Source organism: Streptomyces narbonensis (assembly GCF_014649015.1).
In the GTDB taxonomy this organism is placed as follows: domain Bacteria; phylum Actinomycetota; class Actinomycetes; order Streptomycetales; family Streptomycetaceae; genus Streptomyces; species Streptomyces narbonensis.
Map to the genome: position 1 here is coordinate 105,859 of NZ_BMSF01000008.1, position 17,506 is coordinate 123,364.

The window sequence follows — 17,506 nt, forward strand, 5'->3', positions numbered from 1 at the left end:
TTGGCCCATCATTGAGCGGGGCACTGCGACGGACATCGGGGGAACGATGGGGGCGAAGAGCAGACTCCAGCAGGCCAGGCTGGACAGGGGCTGGACGCAGGGCGAGCTGATCGACGCGTTGATGGCGGCGGCCCAGCGTCTGGGGGCGCAGTCACCGGCGTCGACGAGCTGGAAAACGCTTATCTCGATGTACGAGAACGGCCGGCGCCCCGTGAGCCCGGACCACCGACCGATCTTCCGGGAGGTGTACGAGGCAACGGACGAAGAGCTCGGCTTCGGACCAGCCACCAGGGGCGCCGCGCCCCAAGGGAGCACGCTTCTGTCGACACCGACGGCGGCAATGGGCCGGACCCCGATGCCGGTGAACCCGGAGATGCTGGGCTACCTCACCTCAGTACTCCAACAGCACGCACAGGCCGAACCCTTCGTCGGCCCGCAGTTCCTCCTGGCCCCGGTGGGCAGCCAGATGCCCCTCATCGAGCAGATGTGTCGCGAGGCGTACGGTCCGCTGCGCCAGGAGGTCCTGCGCGTGGGGGCGCGATACGCGGAGTTCCTCGGCTGGCTCCACCAGGACACCGGCCGCACCGACGAGGCCATGCGCTGGACCAGGCTGGCGATGGAGTACGCCCAAGAGCTGGGCGATCCGATGGTGATCGCGTACATGCTCCAGCGACGCAGCAACATTGCCACGGAGGCAGGCCACGCTGGCCACGGCGCCGGCCTCGCTCTCGCTGCCCTCCGGTACGCCTCCGAGCTGTCGCCTCGCGTCCACGCCGTCGTTCTCCGCCAGCTCGCGAACAGCAAGGCGAGCCTCGGAGAGGCCACCGAGTCCGAGCGGGCCATCGAACAGGCTCTCGTGGCGGCGGACAGAGGCGACGATGACGATCTGGCCTTCTACTGCACGGTCTCGTACATCGAGATGGAAGCAGCCAACTGCCAGGTACGCCTGGAGCGCCCCGAGCAAGCCGTCGTGACGTACGAGAAGAGCCTCCGGCACTGGCCTGCCGTGCAGGAGCGGGACCGAGGGCTGTGTCTCGCCCGGCTCGCCACGGCCAACGCGATCCTGGAGGACGTGGAAGGCGCACACCGGGCCGCAGAACAAGCCCTCGGCATCGCCCACCGGACGGGCTCCACACGGATCCTCGGCGAGTTGTACCAGCTTCAACCGCGTCTTGCGCGCTGGCGCAAACTGGTGGAAGTTTCGGAACTCAACAGGGAGTTAGACCTGACCAAGCAGGTCACCCCCTAGTCGACCGAGGGAGAGCCGTGAACTTGCTGCCGACCGCCACGAGCACCGATGTCCAGGAGCTGCAGCCCCGCGTCGCCGTGCTCCCAGTCGGCTCCTTCGAGCAGCATGGCAAGTACCTCCCATTGATCACCGACACGGCGATCGCATGCGTCATCGCCCAGGAGATCGCCACCGCCTACCCCGTCCACCTCATCCCGCCCATCACCGTCTCGTGCAGCCACGAGCACGCGGCCTTCCCCGGCACCGTCAGCATCAGCGCCCGGACTCTCTACGCCGTGATCGACGACATCCGCGCCTCACTCGCCCGCTCGGGCATCCACAAGCTGGTGATCGTCAACGGCCACGGCGGAAACTACGTCCTGTCGAACGTGGTCCAGGAAGCCAACGTCGACGGCCCGGCGGTCTCCCTCTTCCCCCTCGGCCCCGACTGGGACCGTGCCCGCGAATACGGCGGACTCGAGTCCGACAGGCACGCGGACATGCACGCCGGCGAGATCGAGACGTCGATCCTGCTCCACGCCGCTCCCGAACTCGTCCGCGACGGATACGACGAAGCTGACCACGACAGCAGTCAGCGGCCCTTCCTCCTGGTCCAGGGCATGGCCGCGTACACCGATTCGGGGGTGATCGGGTTTCCTTCGCTCGCCACCGCCGAGAAGGGGAAGGCCATCCTGGAAAGTCTGCGATCGAGTTTCTCGGCACACTTCGAGGTGCTCTGCCGACTGAGCTGACCCGGGCGGCCCGAAGCACGCCTTGCAATGTGGGCCGCGAGCACGGAGACCGGGGGCTGGCCAGTCCGATCGCGAAGACACTCGGGCAGCAGAATGCGCGAACATCACCATTCTGGTTGTAGGCGCACGGCGGGACCGGTACGACGGTCACCATGTACCGATGGTCGCCGCTCAACGCTCGCCAGCTGACCTTGCTCACCCGCATCGGGCAGGGAACGGAACCAGTCACCTCCGCAAGCCCAGAACTCGCCGCGACCGCTCGCGCCCTCAAAGGCCGGGGCCTCATCGCCATGCCCAAGCATGGTGGGAGGTGGCAGGCGGAGATCACTGACGACGGGCGCTTCTACCTGGAACACGGTCATCACCCGGACCTGCCCGAGCGGGCGCCTCGGAAGAAGGGGTCGGCAAACGGCAAGCCGGAGACAGAGACAGCCCCGCCTCGGCGCCAGCAGGCCGCGCCGCCAGAGGAGAAGGAGCCGGCGCCGCCGCGCCCTGTAAAGCCGTCACGGCAGTCACCGGCGGAAGTGGGCGCGTCCTTGATCGCGGAGGTACAGAAGGCCGGTCGGTTCCTTCGGATCCCGGACCCGAACGATGAGAAGCGGGCCCGCTACCGCCGAGCGTTCGACGCCGCGCGGCAGTGTGCTCCGGAGGGCTACCACATGAAGTACAGCGGGCGGGCGAAGGGGGACTTCTTCCTCGGGCTGCTCCGTGTGACGGGCGAGGACGACACCGAGTGGAACCGGATCCGCCTGGCCCGCAGCCGTGTGATCACCGATGTCGAGGACGTGATCACGGCGGTCACCGCGGACCACAGCGCCTTCGAGATCTCTGAGGAGGTACTTCCACGGGTCCTCTCCCTCCTCCGGGCCCTCTCCGAGCAGGCCCTCGCGCGGCACGGCGAGATCACGGTGTCCAAGAAACGCAGGCAGCCGAGGCCACTGCTCACCGTCCACGGCAGGACGTACGAGATCAGCTTCCGGGAGCGACAGAGGCAGGTCCGGTACGTGCCCAAGCAGCCGGGCCGGCGCACGTACGACTGGCAGAGGGTCACCCCAGCCCACCGGTCCGAACCGTCCGGTGAGCTGGAACTGCATGTCAGCCAGTACGCGGCCTACAACTACGCCCACGGTTGGAAGAAAGACTGGGGCGACACCGCCAAGAAGCCCCTGGAGGACCAGATCGGTTCGGTCCTCCAGGCGCTGAAGACACGCGCGGAAGATCAGGAGCGGGCTCGGCTGGAGCGCGAGGCTGAACAGCAACGGCTGCAGCAGGAGCAAGAGGCGGAGCAGCGGCGGCTCCGAGAGGAACGAGAGCGAGAGGAAGAAGAGCGCTGCCGGCTGGAAGCGGAGGAGAAGGAGCGCAGGCGGCAGGAGTGGGAGGCGGCTGTCAGCGTCGCGTCGATCAAGGCGGTGGACGCCATGCGGGCTGAGCGGTTCGGCACAGCCTTGGAGCAGTGGCGGGCCGCAGGGGAGATGCGGTTCTTCTGCGCCGCGCTGGACGAGGCCGCCTCCGCATCGGACGACCCGCTCGACGCCGAGAGGCTGCGCGAGTGGTCGGCGTGGGGGAAGACGGAGGCCGACCGGCTCGACCCGACCGTGGCCGGCAGGGGCCTGGCCGCCTACAGCTTCCATGCGAAGCCGACAGGTGACCAGCTACGGCCGTTCCTGGACGGCTGGCACCCGCACCGGCCGAAGAAAGAGAAGCCTCAGAAGAAGGAAGAACCCAAGGCGGAAGCCGAGCCGCCCACGCCGGAGCCGGAGCGGTGGCGCGGCTTCACCGACGAACGTCTGGATCAAGGCTGGAGATATGGACGCCAAGGTCGCGCTCAATGGTGGAGGCGATGACGCCGTGCCCGCGGTCGCGTAGAGCCTTCACCGCCCGCTCCGTCAGTTGCCCGAGCCGGATGACCTCGGCGCGCAGTGCGACCAGCTCGTCGTAGCGCTCGGCCTTGTCCTGCCCGCACCAGGCTCGGACGGTCCGCAGGGCAGCGGCTTCCGCGTCCAGCTTGCGGTCGTCACGACGGCTGTAGGAGTACCAGGAGGCGCGGGTGCGCTCCTCGTCGATGGCCTGCTGCTTGCGGTCCACCTCCGGCAGGATGTCGTCGGCGAGGCGGCCAGCCACGTGGCGCGCGATGCGCTCCGTGCCCGGCCACCCGACCAGACACAGGCCATCGCGGTTCTCGTGGACCATCGGGTCGCCTCGCAGGTCCGCGGGATCCATCCCGGCAAGAGGGGCGCTGTCGTCGAGACGGCCCATCTCCAGGATCCCGGCGTCCGCGACACTGCGTCGCAGACGCAGCTTGCTCTTCGGACGGACGAACCCGAGGATCAGCCGCGCCGCCTCGAAGTCAGCGCTCCCCCGCACGTGCCGCGACGCCTCGGCCAACGCGAACTCGCTCGCGTCGTCCGCACGGAACGCCTCGACGTCCTCCCAGCGCGCCACGAGGGAAGCCGCCTCGACCCACTCCTGCAGTCCGGCGTCGTCACCGTCGAGGATCCGCACGTGGAGCCAACCGGCCCTGCCGCGCCCGCCCACCCGTACGACCTCGACCCGGCGAACCGCGCCGCCCAGCTCCTTCGGCCTCGCTCGGTAGGCCCAGTGCTCACCCATCTCCATGCGTCCTATTGAGCCAGGTCTGTTGATCCCGCCGCCTGGCGATTCCCAAAACCAGCAGATGGAACTGAGCGTTCCCGGAGGTTCTTTCAGGGACGCTGACCAGCCCATCACGTTGAGTCTTCCTGGCGAACACTCGGCAGCCTTACTGGTGGATGCCGGTAGAGCACCGACAGAGACACGACACCTTCGGGTCGGGCAGACGTTCCCACACGTCCCAACAGCGCCCTGGGTGAGTCAGGCTTCGGCGGTCGGCAAGTCGCTCCGATGCTCGTCGGGCGAGTCCCGACGTGCCTACGCGAGCTGTAGCTTCACGGCCGGTCCCCCTCAGGGGGGCCTGCACCATGTGCATCGCGCCGAGCCTCGCGTCCGATGACCGGTATTGGCTGGGAACCGCTGGACTGCCCATTCCCGGGCATCGGCCAGGCGGCTAGTGAGTAGAGTTTGGCCGGTTCGGGTTCATTGCCCCCGCACCAGGACGACGCACGGGGGCTGGCGTGGCGGAATGGTGGTTGCCGTGAGCATGGAAGAGCTTGCCCAAAAGGGGTACCTGACCCCGGAGGGGGTTCGAGGCAAGCGGTTCGGTGACTTCGAGGTCCTGGAACTGGGGGCCACGACGGTCGCCAGGCTGGCCAAGGCCGGCTTGGAATTCACACCGGCCAGCAGCGTGTCTTTTCCCTGCGAGCGATACAAGGCTCCCAAGCGCGTCAGCCTGTGCAAGCCGGATAATGTGTACGTCCATCGAGTTGCTGGCAGGCTTGTTCCGATCGCGGTGGCGGAATGGAAGGACAAGTCACGCCTGCGTAAGGCTGGCGATGAAATCGCAGCAGCCGAGCAGGCAATTGTGGGCGCCCTCGCCATGGGCGTGCGACTGGCTCTTACAACGGATGGCGAACGGTTCCGGTATATCGACGCGGCTGCTTCTGCCACAGCAGGTAAAATCGTGGAGATCCCAGAAGTCCGGGACTTCACTCCATCTGTCCTCTCCGACCTCTATCGAGGAGAATCGGATGTGGAGCGCGATCCCCGGCCTCTTTCCGAAAAGGTATGGCAGATCATTTGGCAGGCGACGAAGGCGGAGCCGAAAGACTGCCTCCTGACGTTCGTCGAGATCTTCATGCTGAAGTTCCTTTCCGACAATCTTCCACTCTCGGTACTCCCGGCAGACTACCGGTTTGACGTCCTACTGGCCGCCCCTGACGAGTTTGCTCGCAACAAGGGATGCACCCAAATCGAGTATTACGTAAATAGCATCCGGCCGCGGATCAAGCAAATCTTCGCCGAGCGCCTGGTAGTGGATGACGAAAAGGTTCGCAACGTATTCGGTCTGGCCACGATCACGTCGTACACGTCGATCATCAATGGCTTCGCCTTCCTCCGCTCATCGGTAACCACCACTATCTCGTCCTACAACAGAACCTTCTGCGAGATCCTGGACGAGTTTCAGGGATTTGGCGCACTAACGAACATCGATCCGGAATTCAAGCTGCGCTTGTACGAGACCTTCTTGAAGCGCTCGGCGCGCCAGCAGCGTTTGGGGCAGTTCTTCACGCCGCGGAACATCGTCAAGCCGATGGTCAAAATGGCAATGCTCAATACTCTGCCCGATGATTCGATCGTGCTGGACCCTGCAGCCGGCGTAGGTGGCTTCCTACTCGAGCCGCTGCTCTTCCCTGACGCGCTTCCAGGGAATGTCACGTTCTCTGACGGCCAGCCTCGTCAGAGGGTCAAGCTCATCGGGGTGGACGTGGACGCCTCCACGAACATACTGGCCAAGGCCAATATGTTGCTGCATCTTGCCGAATCGGTGCGCGATCCGCAGACGACGCCAGAGGCCCTGAACCAGGCGCTGGTAAACACGTTCCTCCTGATGAATGACAACGAGACCCTGGGGGGATTGCTCTATCCCCCGCGGAACTCCGTGGATGTCATCCTGACGAACCCTCCCTACGTGACACAGGGGTCATCGATCTACCGAAAGGAGATCGAGCATGTGGATGGCAAGAAGAACGGCGTATTCCTGGAGGAGTACTACGACACTGGCGGTCTCGGCGTCGAGGCTCTCTTCCTTCGGTACATTTCCGGAGCACTCAAGCCCGGGGGTCGTGCTTTCGTAATCGTCCCCCTGGGCTTGCTCAACCGCACGGCACAGAGGATGAAGAAGGCCCTGCTGAGCGAATGCAACATTCTGGCCAGCATCCAGCTACCGCGAAACGCCTTCTTCAATACCGCGCAACCGACGTACATTCTCGTACTTGAGCGGCGCAAGGTTAAGGCCCAGTCTCGCCCTCCTGTTTTCTGTGGCATCGCTCGCAGCATCGGCGAAACGCTCGACTACGAGCGAGTTCCCACTCCCAAGGAAAACGATCTCGCCGTACTGGCTGACCTGTTCGTCCACTACAGCAATAACGGGTCGAGTGAGAGCGTTTCTCGGCCCACCCGCTACGAGAACTGCTCATTCGCAAAAATCATTCCTGCCAGCGCGTTCGATCCCGACGAGCGCTGGGACGTTATCCGCCACTGGACCGATGCGGAGCACGTCGAACTGGGCGAGCGCTCGGACACGATCGAGCGCGCCGAGTTTATCGACCTCGCGACCGAGACCCTGCAGGAGCTGATCGACGATCTCGGTCAGGCCAAGTCGGAGCTGGCCCTCCTTCAGAGCGGGGCGACCGCAAAATTTGCCCTGTCGGATTCCTCTCGATTCCAGGTCAGGTCGGGAATCAGAGTCAGGAACGTCGACCTTCGAGATAATCCGGGCGACGTGCCCGTCTATTCGGTGTTCACCCGACCCGAAACCGTAAAGGGCATGATTGACCGCGATTGGCTGGCCGAGCGGGGGGTAGAACCGGAGCCGTACCCATCGGTCACCGTGATGGCCACGGGAGCCTCGGCCGTCGGCATGGTCTTCTACCGTGAGGCTAACTGCGTGATGACGGATGACGTTGTCATCGTCCAGCCGTGGCCGAGGCCGGCCGAGGACGGGCAGCTGGAGCTCGGCGAAGACGACGGGCAGCTTGAGCTGGGTGACGGGGCACAACAAGAGCCCACGACGCCGGATGCTGAAGGCACTGATCCTCAGGACCGAGACGGCGAAGCGGCAGAGCCTGAAGATCGAGACGACGAAGCGGCAGAACTCCCCGAGCATGACATCGACCTCGGCTACCTGGCGGTCGCCTTGGCTCAGACGATCGCACAGGGGGGCTATCTCTACGAGGCGAAGCTCTACACGAAGCGCGTCGCCCAGCTGACGATCGAGGTGCCCGTAGACGCCGAGGGGAAGCCAGACATCGAGCGCCAGCGCCAGATCGCCGCCGTCGTCAAGCGGCTGGACCAGATCCGGTCCAAGCTGCAGGAGACGGGCATCTGGAGCAAGGGCGTCCGCCTGGCATGACAGCACCCCACGAGAGCCGGCGTTCTGGCTGACCGGTCCTCCGCCTCAGGCGTCGGCACTGTTCCAGCCGTCTCGGCGTCCTTCACCGACGCCTGAACCGTCGGAGTCCTGGTTGCAGTTCTGGTTGCGTTCGCCTCCGTCCGGGGCCGTCCGAACGGAGGCGATGCACAAGCTCCGCAGCAGGTCAGGACACCTACGGCCCCTGCCGGACCCCCGTACGAACATTTGGAAAGCGTGTTGGGGGCAACCCCTCACGAGTTCGAATCTCGTATCCTCCGCAGCCGCCTGAACAGGCGAAACGAAGAACCCGGACCGCTCTAGCGGCCGGGTTCTTCGGCATGTCCTGGTCTCATTCGCGGTCTCGCTTATCTCTGACATTCAGGTCATTCAGTACGGCACGCCAGGATCAACCGCGCTCCGGCCCATCCGCAGCTCGCTCTCCGGGGGTGAACTGCCCCCGAGTGCCGGCGGTGGGCCCATCGAATGCGCAATCCTTGGCTCCGCTCGGGGCTGCTCTGATCCCCAGCCGTGTTCCCGGTCTCGCGAGGTGTTCCCCATGACGTCCCGATCCACGCTGACGGCCTGGCTGGCCGGCCTCGACGCCCCGCGACTGTCGCATGTGCTCGGGATACGGAAGGACTCCGTGGCGCCGCCGGAGCCACGCTCCATGGAGGAGTTGGCGGAGCGCATTCTGCGGCCCGGCTCGGTTGCGCTCGTCCTGCCGCAGCTCGCCCTGCCGCACCTCCAGGTGGCCGAGGCACTGGCCGCCTTGGGAACGCCCTTGTCGCGCGGCGCCCTGGCGAGGGCGCTGGGAGCGACGACGCCCGCCGCCGCTCGGGCGCTGGACGGCGTGCTGGAGGCTCTGGCCGATCACGCTCTGGTCTGGCCGGACGGCGACGGGAAGCTCGCCATGGCCGCACCGCTGCGGCAGGCGTGGGACGCGCCACTGGGGCTGGACGCTCCATTGGACGAGCTGCTGGAGGGTGTGACCTCCGAGGAGCTGCGCGGCATGCTCGTGGCACTGGGCATCAAGCCGCCCGGCACGCGGCAACAGCGCACGACCGCTGTCCTGGAACACCATGGCGATCAGCAACGCGTCGCCGCCGTGATCGCCAAGGCTCCTTCGGCCACCCGGCGGCTGCTTGAGCGCCGGGCGAAGTTCGCACCGCGACACACGGAGTTCGTCGTGTTCGGAGCCCCCGCGGCCGACTCGCCGGGCGAGCGATGGGCCCTGGACCGGGGGCTCCTGGTCCGGAACCGCCATGGGTACGGGCAGGCCCATATGCCCGCCGAGGTGACACTCGCGCTGCGCGGGCCCGGCTGGTCGGCCCCGTTCGAGCCCTTCCCGCCCGTCGCTGAGCCGGTGTCCGTCACCGCCGTGGAAGTGGACCGGGAGGCGATGGCGGCGGCTGCGGCGTTCACGGCGCAGGCCGCCTCGGTCCTGTCCGTCTCCTCGTCCGCTCCGCCGGCCAAGCTCAAGTCAGGTGGGATCGGCGCACGTGAACTGACCAGAATCGCCAAGGCGGCGCAGGCCGACGGCGCTGTCGTACGCATCACCCTGGAGACGGCGTACACGGCCGGACTGCTGGCGGTCGACGGCGACCGCGTCGCACCCACCGAGGAGTACGACACCTGGACGGCGCAGGAACCCGCGGAACGGTTCGCGGAGCTGCTTCAGGCATGGTGGAGCTTGGGACTCACACCTTCCCAGGCCTGCGACGAGGACAACAAGGCGCTGCCGGCGGTGGTCGGGGCGCCTCCCTGCGAAGGCTGCCTGCAGGCTCGACACGGGCTGCTCGCCGCGGCGGCGATGCTCCCGGAAGGGCAGGGCGTGAAGGTCGCCACGGACCTGGTCCCGCTGGTGACATGGCTGCGTCCGCTCGCCCACCCGTCCACCCAGGACGAGACACCGTTCGCCGCGGCGATCCGCGAGGCCGAGTTGCTCGGTGTCATCGCCCGAGGCGCACTCTCCCCCCTCGGCGCCGCTCTGCTGGCCGATGACATGGAAGGGCTGACCGCCGCCTGCCGGCGGCTGCTGCCCGAGGCCACCGGAACGGCCCGGTTCGGCGGCGACCTCACGGCCGTCATCGCCGGCATGCCGTCCGTACGCGTCGCCGAACTCCTGGATTCGACCGCCGACCGGGAGATCAGCGGCACGGCTTCCGTGTGGCGGTTCAGCGCGGACAGCGTCCGCCTGGCCCTGGACGCCGGCCGCACAGCGGACGAGATCTCGGCCGAGCTGACCGCCATCGCCGGCGGGGCTCTGCCGCAGCCCCTGTCCTATCTCATCGCCGACACCGCTCGCCGGCACGGCCACGTGCGCATCGCCCCCGCCGCCTGCGTCGTCCACGGCGAGGAACCGGCCCTCCTGGCCGAACTCGCCGCCCACCGGGGCCTTGCCACGCTCGGGCTGCGGCAACTCGCCCCGACCGTGCTCGTCAGCGGCAGCCCGCCCCACACGACCCTCGCCGCGCTCCGGGCCCAGGGCTACGCCCCCGTCGCCGAGGCCGCTGACGGAACCGTACGCATCGAGAAGGTCCCACCCCAAAGGGCCGCTGCCACCCCGACCCCACGGAAGACCAGGGGGCGTACAGGCGCCGAACGCACGGCGCACCGAGCGGCGGAGGCAACGACGGCGGTCGACTCGTGCGCCATGGCCGCCCGGATGCTGACCGCCCCGCTGACGGTTCCGGCGCCCGACCCCTTCGGGGCCGGGGGCGCCTTCCATTCGGACACCGAAGAGATCGTCGCCGGGCACGCGAAGCAGCTGACGTACACCGACGTCCGCCAGCTCGCCCACGCCATCGACACCGGTACAGCCATCCGGGTCGAATACGTCGCCGCCTCGGGAAGCCACACCGTCCGTACCCTCAGCCGCCTCGACCTCGACCCGCCCTACCTCGAAGCCTGGTGCCACCTTCGGGACGCCGAGCGTGTCTTCACGCTCTCCCGCATCCACGGGGTCATGCCGGTAGGGCATGGCTGAGGAGCCGATGCGCACAGTGACCGACGGGAGCGTCACCGGTGGGCGTTCCACTTTCGACGACCCTCATGCATCGCCATTGATATACTAGGTGCACCTTCAGATATACAGCGAGGTTCACCAATGAGTCGCACAGTGATCGATCTCGACGACGAACTGCTGGCCGAGGTGGCAAAAGCCCTCGGGACAGGCACCAAGAAGGAGACCGTCAACACCGCCTTGCGCGAGGTACTGGAGAACCGGCGCAGAGCACTCGCGCTCACTCGCCTGCGCGCGGCGGTTGGCGAGGGGGCCTTCGATCTTGAGCTCTTCGAGGACAAGAGGAACTACCGTCGGTGAACTCGGCCCAGTTCCTCATCGACACCAGCGCCCTCGCCCGGTTCTTGCGCGGTGACGCCGAGCAGTACGGGTGGGACCAGGCCGCAGCGGCGGGCCTCATCGCGACCTGCCCGATCACCGAACTCGAGTTCTTCTACAGCGCCCGCTCCGCCGACGACCGCGTGCAGGGAATCGAAAACCTCCGTCTCCTCTTCGGATGGGTCCCCGTGGACGATCGGGCATACAGCCGGGCCTGGCAGGTCCAGGAAGCCCTGACCAAACGAGGTCAGCACCGCAGCGCGGGGGCAGTCGATCTGGTGGTAGCCGCCACCGCCGAGCTCCAGGGCCTCACCCTCCTGCACCGCGACCGCGACTTCGAGTGCATCGCGGCCGTCACCGGACAAGCCCTGCAGTGGTACGGGCCGGACGCCGGCAAGTGACCGTCACGGTCTCAGTCCTGGTCTCATTCGCGCCCGTGCGGCCCTGTCCAGACAGGGCCACCCTGACTGCTCCACCGCAGGTCAGAACACCCACGACCCCCGTCGGACCCCCGTACGAACATGTGGAAAGCCTGTTGGGGGCAACCCCTCACGAGTTCGAATCTCGTATCCTCCGCCAGCTCAGAGGGCCGGACCGCATCAGCGGTCCGGCCCTCTGGCATGTGACGGCTGCCATCGCGGCCCTGAACCGCTGAGCCTGACGACGGCATCTCAGTCGTCCACGATCCCCGCGGGGACGGAATCGGCTGAAACCCGCCCTGCCGGCATCGGACGTACGCCACCATCCGCACATGAGCCAGGAAAAGCCGCGTGGGTAAGCGCGAACGCCGCCGTCGGCGGGAACGGTCCACGAAGCACCGACCGCAACAGCGACCGTCCACTCCGCGGCCAACCATCCACGAATTCCCGACAGACAGCCCCCGCCTCCGTGTCGTGATCAAGCACGATGCTCCCGAGGACGCCCAGAGGATCAGCGCCCTCTACTGGGAGGTCAAGGACGACGGCACCTGGGCCCGGACCGTGGCCAGCATCGGCGTCACCAGCGACATCGGCGGCGTGGCCACGGGCCACTCCCACGCCGTCCTGCTCAACTGCCCCTGCGCGAACTGCTCCGAACCGATCGACGTCGCCAACCGCTCCTGGGCCAACAGGGTGGGCGGCAAGTACCTCGATGCCGAGGCTCCCTCCTACCTCTGCCGGGACTGCTCGGCGATCCACGAGCGCGAGGAGGCCGAGCGACAGCAGCACGCCGCCGAACAGAGGCGCGTCGAGCGGGAGCGGGAGCGACGAAAGGCCGAGCGGCTCAAGCGCCTGGTCGCCGAGGCCATCGAGGGCGAGGCGGGGAAGACCGAGCCCCCCGGCCCCCTCCCGGCAGACGATCCCCTGGCCCTCGCCCTCTACGTGGCATTGATCAGCTACGCCACGCGCAACCCCGGCAGGGCGCTCCCCGGGCTGACGAGCATCGGACCCCTGGGGTGGACCGGTGACGCCGAGCAGGACAGGGGGCTGCTTCTGGCCCTCTACTACGCCGGACTGCTCGCCCTCGCGCCGGAGAGCCCGCCGCAGGCGTTCACCCTCTCCCAGGAGAGCGACGAGATCTCCTTCGTCTCCACGGAGGTCTCCTGGCGGGTCACCGGCAGCCTCACCGCCGCACAAGAACGCGCCAGGAAGGTCACGTACGTCCTCCAGACCCGGCCCGGCCCCCAGGGGGCGGCGGCCCGGGCCGCCTTCGCCGCTCTGATGGACCGGATGGAGGCCGCCGACGTCGCGGGCTATCTCAACGGCCTGCTCACCAAGCAGTACGGCTATCCCGAGGTGCCCGAAGCACGGCGCGAGGAGCTCGCGGACGTCATCCGCAAGGGCTTCGAGCACGGATATACCCCAGGTCAGATGATCTGCTTCGCCTGGCGGGCTGCCGACTCCGCCGCGGCCTGGAAGGAGCGCAATCCCCGGATGGGGCCCCCGGAGGCGGCGTCCGCCTCGGTGACGAGCCTCAACGGAAAGATCGACAAGGCGATCGAACTCCGCCATGCCATCCCTGAGTACGAGGCCCCCCGCTGGCACAAGGCACCCCTCGCGCTCAACAGCTTCCGACGGCTCCACTCCGACATCCGCCGGGTCCATGACTCCGGGGTCATCGGTGCGTGTACCCGCTGCGACGTGAACGGCCTCAAGGAGACCGTTCACCCGGAGACCGGGGCAGGGGCCTTGTGGCGATGCACTCATCCGATCGAGTTCCCGGCCCAGGAGCAGCAGGAGACGGAGGAGAGCCGCACGGACGAGGCGTCCGACCCCGCCGAGGCCTGAACCGCGATCGACCGGGCCCCTCGGTCGCGGATCGCCCGGGATTCCGGCCTCAGGGCTTCGCCGTGGGCCTCGACGGGGCGAGTACGGCGTCGTCCAAGGTCACCTGGGGGGTGGCGGCGTCACGACGAGGCGTGGGGCTGAGGGCGTCGACCACCGGCGCGATCGCGTCGTACATCCGGATCGCCTGCTCCGGGTGGCCGTCCGAAGCCCACCCCTTGTTGTGGCCGTTGCGACATCTGATCAGCGCATCAAGCCGTGGCGACGGCGCTCACCTGCGGAAACAGATAAGGCCCTCGGTGATCGCGGGCGGGTGGCGCACGCGCCGAGCCATGCTCCGGTGCGCGCCCCTCGTGCACATTGCGCCCGTCGGTCCCTCCGTATCCCTTGAGCCTGGCCCCCCTCACACCTCGTACCTCGCAGAAGCCGGGGACATCTCCTGTCGCACGATTCCGCTGGACCTCCCCGGCGTCATCGTGGGCGGGAAGCGTCACCGGGCGCCGTCGAGAAACGCGTCAGCGGTCCGAGCCTCCGGTGTTCAGAGGCGGGGCTCCGGTGCGGAATCCGTAGCGGGTTCTGTCACGTTCGTCGGCCGACGACAACCGCAGGCGCGGGCGCACGGGCGCATACTGGTGGGGATGACAAAGCCTCCCGCGCCGAAGCGCCACTTGCCGACCAGTCCCTTCAAGGCCCCGGTCGCCCCTCCGCCCAAGGAGTTCACCGTGGGCGACCAGGTCACACACGACATGTACGGCCTCGGCCGAGTGATCGGCATCGAGGACGGAGTCGCAGCACTTGTCGATTTCGGCTCGTTGCAAGAGCGGATCCTCAGCCCGTACACAAAGATGAGCAAGCTGTAGAACCCGCTGCGCCCTCCACGGCGTGGCAGCTTCAGAGGGCCGGACCGCACAAGCGGTCCGGCCCTCTGTCGTACCGCCCCAGCCTTCCGTCACGCGGCGGCTGTCGGGAAGTCGCCGAGGGCGCCCTCCAGGAGGTCGAAGACGTGAGCCGCCTCCGGGGCCAGGGTGGTGGCGATCACGTCGTTCGACCGGCCGGCCAGGGTCAGCTCCTGGATCCGCCGGAACAGCAGCCGGTGCGCCGCCCCCAGGAGCGCGGCGGCCGCGCGGGGGGCGATGGACGGGGTTTCGGTGGCGTCGGCGGCCTCGGCGAGGTGGGCGGCCTCGGCGAGGTGGGCGGCCTCGGCGAGGTGGGCGGCCTCGGTGAGGTGGGCGGCCTCCGCCAGGGCGACGGTCAAGGCCTCCTCGCGCTGGTCGTGCAGGTCGCGGAGGCGGGCGGTGAGGGTGGGGCTCTCGGCGATCATGCGGGCGAAGTCGGGGCCGGCGAAGCCCGCGACGGGGTTGCGCACGTCGAGCGCGGCGGTGAACTCCCGGCGCAGTGCGGCCAGCGGCGACTCACCCTCCGCGCGGCCCGCGACCGCGGCGGCCAGGCTCGCGGTGAACTGCTCGTGATGGTCGAGGGCCAGGTCCTCCTTGCGCGGGAAGTAGTTGGTGACCGTCTTCTTGGCCACCCGGGCCGCAGTAGCGATCTCGGCGATCGTCGTCTGTTCGAAGCCCTGCTCCAGGAACAGGCGCGTGGCGTGGTCGGAGATCAGCTGCCTGGTCTCCTGCTTCTTGGACTCGCGGAGTCCCATGCTCTCGACGCTCATGAGGGAATCTTACACTCGTAGCAAAATTATGCTTGACGAAGCTTAGGAGTCGCGCGTAAAGTTACACCCGTCGTAAAGTTCTCCCCGAGGAGTCACCCTGAACGTCACCACCACCACCCTCTCCCTCACCGTCGCCGACGTGAACACGTCGCAGGACTTCTTCACCACGCACCTCGGCTACCAGGTCGCCATGGCCGCCGACGGCTTCGCCTCCCTGACCCGGCACGACGCCGCCGCCGACATCGTGCTGCTCCGGCAGGGCACCGAAGTCCTCCCCGCCGAGCAGCGCGACCAGCGGGCGGGCGGCGTGATCCTGGCGCTCACCGTCAGCGACCTCGCCGCGCACGAGGCCCGACTGCGGGCGGCGGGTGCCCCGATCACGATGCCGCTGCGCGAGGAGCCGTGGGGCGAGCGCCTCTTCCAGCTGACCGACCCCAACGGCGTGGTCATCCAGCTGGTGGAGTGGGTCACCCCGACCGGCGGCGAGGCCGGAGCCGGGGCATGGGACGGAAGCGGTGCCGAGGCCGGAGCCTCCTGACCGTCGCGGAGGAAGGGCCTCACCGTTCGCGGTGGGGCCCTTCCTCCGTTTCTCCTCCGCACTACACGGGGCAGGGGCGGTACTCCAAGCTGAGCTCGCGGTCGACGGCGTAGCTCGTACGCATCGAGGCGTCGATGACCTGCTGCCAGGAGCCGTACTTGGCGTACAGCTGATCGGCGTTCGGGCCGAGGGGGTTGCCGTACTTGACGAGGTTCCGCTCCTCCAGGATGCGGACCTCCTCCGGGGTCATGCCCGCGCGGGTGATCTCCTTCGCCTGGTTCCGCATGTCGACCAGCTCCCGGGCGATCTCCTCGTCGGTGAAGCCCGCCTCACGCATGTTGGCCTCGGTGCGGTGCATGTCCTCCAGGAGCCCGTGGTACCGCATGCGCGTCCGCTGGGCCTCGACCTTCTCGTCCATCGGCAGCACCCGGATCCGGCACACGACCGGGTCCGCGCTGGGACAGGGCTCATCGGCGGAGACCGGCCGCGCGAGCGGGGCGGTGATGATCGACCCGCACGCCTCCGCGGCCGTACCGACGGACGCGCCGGCGGTACCCAGCAGGGCGACGGCGGCCGCGAAGGGGAGCAGCGCGCGGCGCACGAGGACGGAGGAGGGGCGGGAGAGGAAGGGAAGGTGCATGGGCGCCACCCTGACGAGGGCGCGACACCCCTTCACGCAGGCGCACCGATGATCACTCCTACGGGGACGAGGGGGCGGTCGCCCGGACGCCCGGTGCTGCTCGACCTCCTCGACCTCCTCGACCTGAGGGCTACTTGTTGCCGAGGGCCGCTGGGCGGACTCCCGGGAACAACCTCACGACGCCCGGGCCCTCTCCGGCACCTTCTGGGGGGATCTTCTTCGGCCTCCTCTTCTTCATGCCGCTCCTCGGCGCGGCGGGCGGGGCGCTCGGCGGCAAGATGGCCGACGTCGGCGTCGACCGCGTGAACGTCGGCCTCCAGAACGGCCACGCCGAGCTGATCCAGTCCAACCTGGACGGCGAGCAAGAGACCAAGCTGCGCGAAGTCCGCGCGGGCTGAACCGAGTTCGCGGTGCAAGGTGGCGGATGGTCCTGGCTACTCCATGGCCGACAGACAGGGCGAGGGAGCTCGGCACCGACTCCGCCGCCAGCCACTTCAACGTCGCCCTACGAGGGGCTCGTTCACCGGTTAGAGGGGTCATGCGATAGAGGGACGTTCCTGCGACCACCAGTGTGTAGTGATGCCGATACTTTCTGTGATGACCGATCAGTCAACCAGACAGGGGTTATCGATGAGGAAGTTGGCGACTGCGGTGGTGGCCGCGGGGCTGTTCTTCGGGGGGATGGGGGTGGCAGTGGCGGAGTCCTGGAAGTCCGTGCCAAGGACGGCCGCTACCGGGGTTGCCCTCGAATCGGGAGCGTACAAGTGGGAAGACCCCGGAAAGAATCACGGCGCCTTCCATCTGCGGGGAAGGCTCGCCGACAGGGACATCACCGACGGGAACAACGTGCTTCTGGAGGTCAGGGTCGCCGGGTACAGCTGGAACACATTCAAGGGCGTCCAGAATCGAACAGTCCCCGTAGACGCTCTGGTCTACGACGGCGCAGCTCGATACACAACTACGGCCCAGTTCAGGGTTTGCCGAGATCGAGGCGCCATCCGCCCTAACAACTGTTCAGCGACGAAGGGATACAAGCGCGCCATCCCGTAACTCGTTAAACAGCATCATCGG

General features: G+C 67.7%; 16 protein-coding genes. 12 read left to right on the forward strand and 4 right to left on the reverse strand.

All coding sequences use genetic code 11. From position 1 onward, the window contains the following. Window positions 1–46 precede the first annotated feature (46 nt). The 3 genes from IE124_RS17010 to IE124_RS17020 all read left to right on the forward strand — a co-directional run bounded on the left by IE124_RS17010 (window position 47) and on the right by IE124_RS17020 (window position 3,824). Window positions 47–1,249, forward strand: coding sequence for a helix-turn-helix domain-containing protein (locus IE124_RS17010; RefSeq protein WP_381861237.1), 1,203 nt, complete (start codon window positions 47–49; stop codon window positions 1,247–1,249). Window positions 1,250–1,266: 17 nt separating this feature from the next. Beyond that, window positions 1,267–1,980 carry a creatininase family protein gene (locus tag IE124_RS17015; RefSeq protein WP_189508622.1) on the forward strand — a complete coding sequence of 238 codons (714 nt, stop codon included), beginning with the start codon at window positions 1,267–1,269 and terminating at the stop codon, window positions 1,978–1,980. Between the two features lie 152 nt (window positions 1,981–2,132). Further along, window positions 2,133–3,824, forward strand: coding sequence for a PE-PGRS family protein (locus tag IE124_RS17020; protein WP_189508623.1), 1,692 nt, complete (start codon window positions 2,133–2,135; stop codon window positions 3,822–3,824). Here the strand turns inward: IE124_RS17020 and IE124_RS17025 are convergent. Further along, window positions 3,754–4,596, reverse strand: a complete 843-nt coding sequence (locus IE124_RS17025; protein ID WP_189508624.1) for a PE-PGRS family protein — start codon at window positions 4,594–4,596, stop codon at window positions 3,754–3,756. The genes IE124_RS17020 and IE124_RS17025 overlap by 71 nt on opposite strands. Window positions 4,597–5,116: 520 nt before the next feature. Here IE124_RS17025 and IE124_RS17030 point away from each other — a divergent pair. From IE124_RS17030 to IE124_RS17050, 5 genes are all read left to right on the forward strand, one after another. Next, complete coding sequence (locus IE124_RS17030) at window positions 5,117–7,987, forward strand: HsdM family class I SAM-dependent methyltransferase (protein WP_229832540.1); 2,871 nt, start codon at window positions 5,117–5,119, stop codon at window positions 7,985–7,987. Between the two features lie 556 nt (window positions 7,988–8,543). Next, entirely contained in the window at window positions 8,544–10,973 is a 2,430-nt protein-coding gene (locus IE124_RS17035) for a helicase C-terminal domain-containing protein (RefSeq protein WP_189508626.1), read from the forward strand. A gap of 120 nt (window positions 10,974–11,093) precedes the next feature. Continuing rightward, window positions 11,094–11,309, forward strand: a complete 216-nt coding sequence (locus IE124_RS17040) for a type II toxin-antitoxin system VapB family antitoxin (protein WP_189508627.1) — start codon at window positions 11,094–11,096, stop codon at window positions 11,307–11,309. Further along, a complete protein-coding gene (locus tag IE124_RS17045) occupies window positions 11,306–11,728 on the forward strand; it encodes a PIN domain nuclease (protein ID WP_189508628.1) in 423 nt (140 codons plus the stop codon). Before IE124_RS17040 ends, IE124_RS17045 begins: the two co-directional genes overlap by 4 nt. A gap of 492 nt (window positions 11,729–12,220) precedes the next feature. Beyond that, a complete protein-coding gene (locus IE124_RS17050; protein WP_229832518.1) occupies window positions 12,221–13,594 on the forward strand; it encodes a hypothetical protein in 1,374 nt (457 codons plus the stop codon). Window positions 13,595–13,643: 49 nt separating this feature from the next. Here the strand turns inward: IE124_RS17050 and IE124_RS35375 are convergent, their stop codons facing one another. Beyond that, window positions 13,644–13,769 (reverse strand): hypothetical protein, encoded by a 126-nt coding sequence (locus IE124_RS35375; protein WP_268246731.1) that lies wholly within the window; start codon window positions 13,767–13,769, stop codon window positions 13,644–13,646. Between the two features lie 460 nt (window positions 13,770–14,229). Between IE124_RS35375 and IE124_RS17055 the strand changes: the two genes are divergently transcribed. Further along, window positions 14,230–14,451: a hypothetical protein gene (locus tag IE124_RS17055; RefSeq protein ID WP_141301661.1), complete on the forward strand. Its 222-nt coding sequence runs from the start codon at window positions 14,230–14,232 to the stop codon at window positions 14,449–14,451. 89 nt (window positions 14,452–14,540) lie between these two features. Here the strand turns inward: IE124_RS17055 and IE124_RS17060 are convergent, their stop codons facing one another. Further along, a complete protein-coding gene (locus IE124_RS17060; RefSeq protein WP_229832519.1) occupies window positions 14,541–15,257 on the reverse strand; it encodes a TetR/AcrR family transcriptional regulator in 717 nt (238 codons plus the stop codon). Between the two features lie 97 nt (window positions 15,258–15,354). Here IE124_RS17060 and IE124_RS17065 point away from each other — a divergent pair, with 97 nt between their 5' ends. Then, window positions 15,355–15,795, forward strand: coding sequence for a VOC family protein (locus IE124_RS17065; protein WP_189508819.1), 441 nt, complete (start codon window positions 15,355–15,357; stop codon window positions 15,793–15,795). A 61-nt stretch (window positions 15,796–15,856) separates the two neighbouring features. Here IE124_RS17065 and IE124_RS17070 read toward each other — a convergent pair whose 3' ends face one another. Then, a complete protein-coding gene (locus tag IE124_RS17070; protein WP_189508629.1) occupies window positions 15,857–16,435 on the reverse strand; it encodes a hypothetical protein in 579 nt (192 codons plus the stop codon). Window positions 16,436–16,572: 137 nt separating this feature from the next. Here IE124_RS17070 and IE124_RS17075 point away from each other — a divergent pair, with 137 nt between their 5' ends. Together IE124_RS17075 and IE124_RS34930 are read left to right on the forward strand one after the other, a co-directional pair. Further along, a complete protein-coding gene (locus IE124_RS17075) occupies window positions 16,573–16,833 on the forward strand; it encodes a hypothetical protein (protein WP_189508630.1) in 261 nt (86 codons plus the stop codon). Between the two features lie 199 nt (window positions 16,834–17,032). Beyond that, window positions 17,033–17,485, forward strand: coding sequence for a hypothetical protein (locus tag IE124_RS34930; RefSeq protein ID WP_229832520.1), 453 nt, complete (start codon window positions 17,033–17,035; stop codon window positions 17,483–17,485). Window positions 17,486–17,506 lie beyond the last annotated feature (21 nt).

Bases quoted from the DNA above. Each gene is read 5' to 3' on its own strand.
- IE124_RS17010 (WP_381861237.1), top strand. From the start codon at position 47: ATGGGGGCGAAGAGCAGACTCCAGCAGGCCAGGCTGGACAGGGGCTGG.
- IE124_RS17020 (WP_189508623.1), top strand. From the start codon at position 2,133: ATGTACCGATGGTCGCCGCTCAACGCTCGCCAGCTGACCTTGCTCACC.
- IE124_RS17025 (WP_189508624.1), bottom strand. From the start codon at position 4,596: ATGGAGATGGGTGAGCACTGGGCCTACCGAGCGAGGCCGAAGGAGCTG.
- IE124_RS17030 (WP_229832540.1), top strand. From the start codon at position 5,117: ATGGAAGAGCTTGCCCAAAAGGGGTACCTGACCCCGGAGGGGGTTCGA.
- IE124_RS17035 (WP_189508626.1), top strand. From the start codon at position 8,544: ATGACGTCCCGATCCACGCTGACGGCCTGGCTGGCCGGCCTCGACGCC.
- IE124_RS17040 (WP_189508627.1), top strand. From the start codon at position 11,094: ATGAGTCGCACAGTGATCGATCTCGACGACGAACTGCTGGCCGAGGTG.
- IE124_RS35375 (WP_268246731.1), bottom strand. From the start codon at position 13,769: ATGTACGACGCGATCGCGCCGGTGGTCGACGCCCTCAGCCCCACGCCT.
- IE124_RS17055 (WP_141301661.1), top strand. From the start codon at position 14,230: ATGACAAAGCCTCCCGCGCCGAAGCGCCACTTGCCGACCAGTCCCTTC.
- IE124_RS17060 (WP_229832519.1), bottom strand. From the start codon at position 15,257: ATGAGCGTCGAGAGCATGGGACTCCGCGAGTCCAAGAAGCAGGAGACC.
- IE124_RS17070 (WP_189508629.1), bottom strand. From the start codon at position 16,435: ATGCACCTTCCCTTCCTCTCCCGCCCCTCCTCCGTCCTCGTGCGCCGC.
- IE124_RS34930 (WP_229832520.1), top strand. From the start codon at position 17,033: ATGACCGATCAGTCAACCAGACAGGGGTTATCGATGAGGAAGTTGGCG.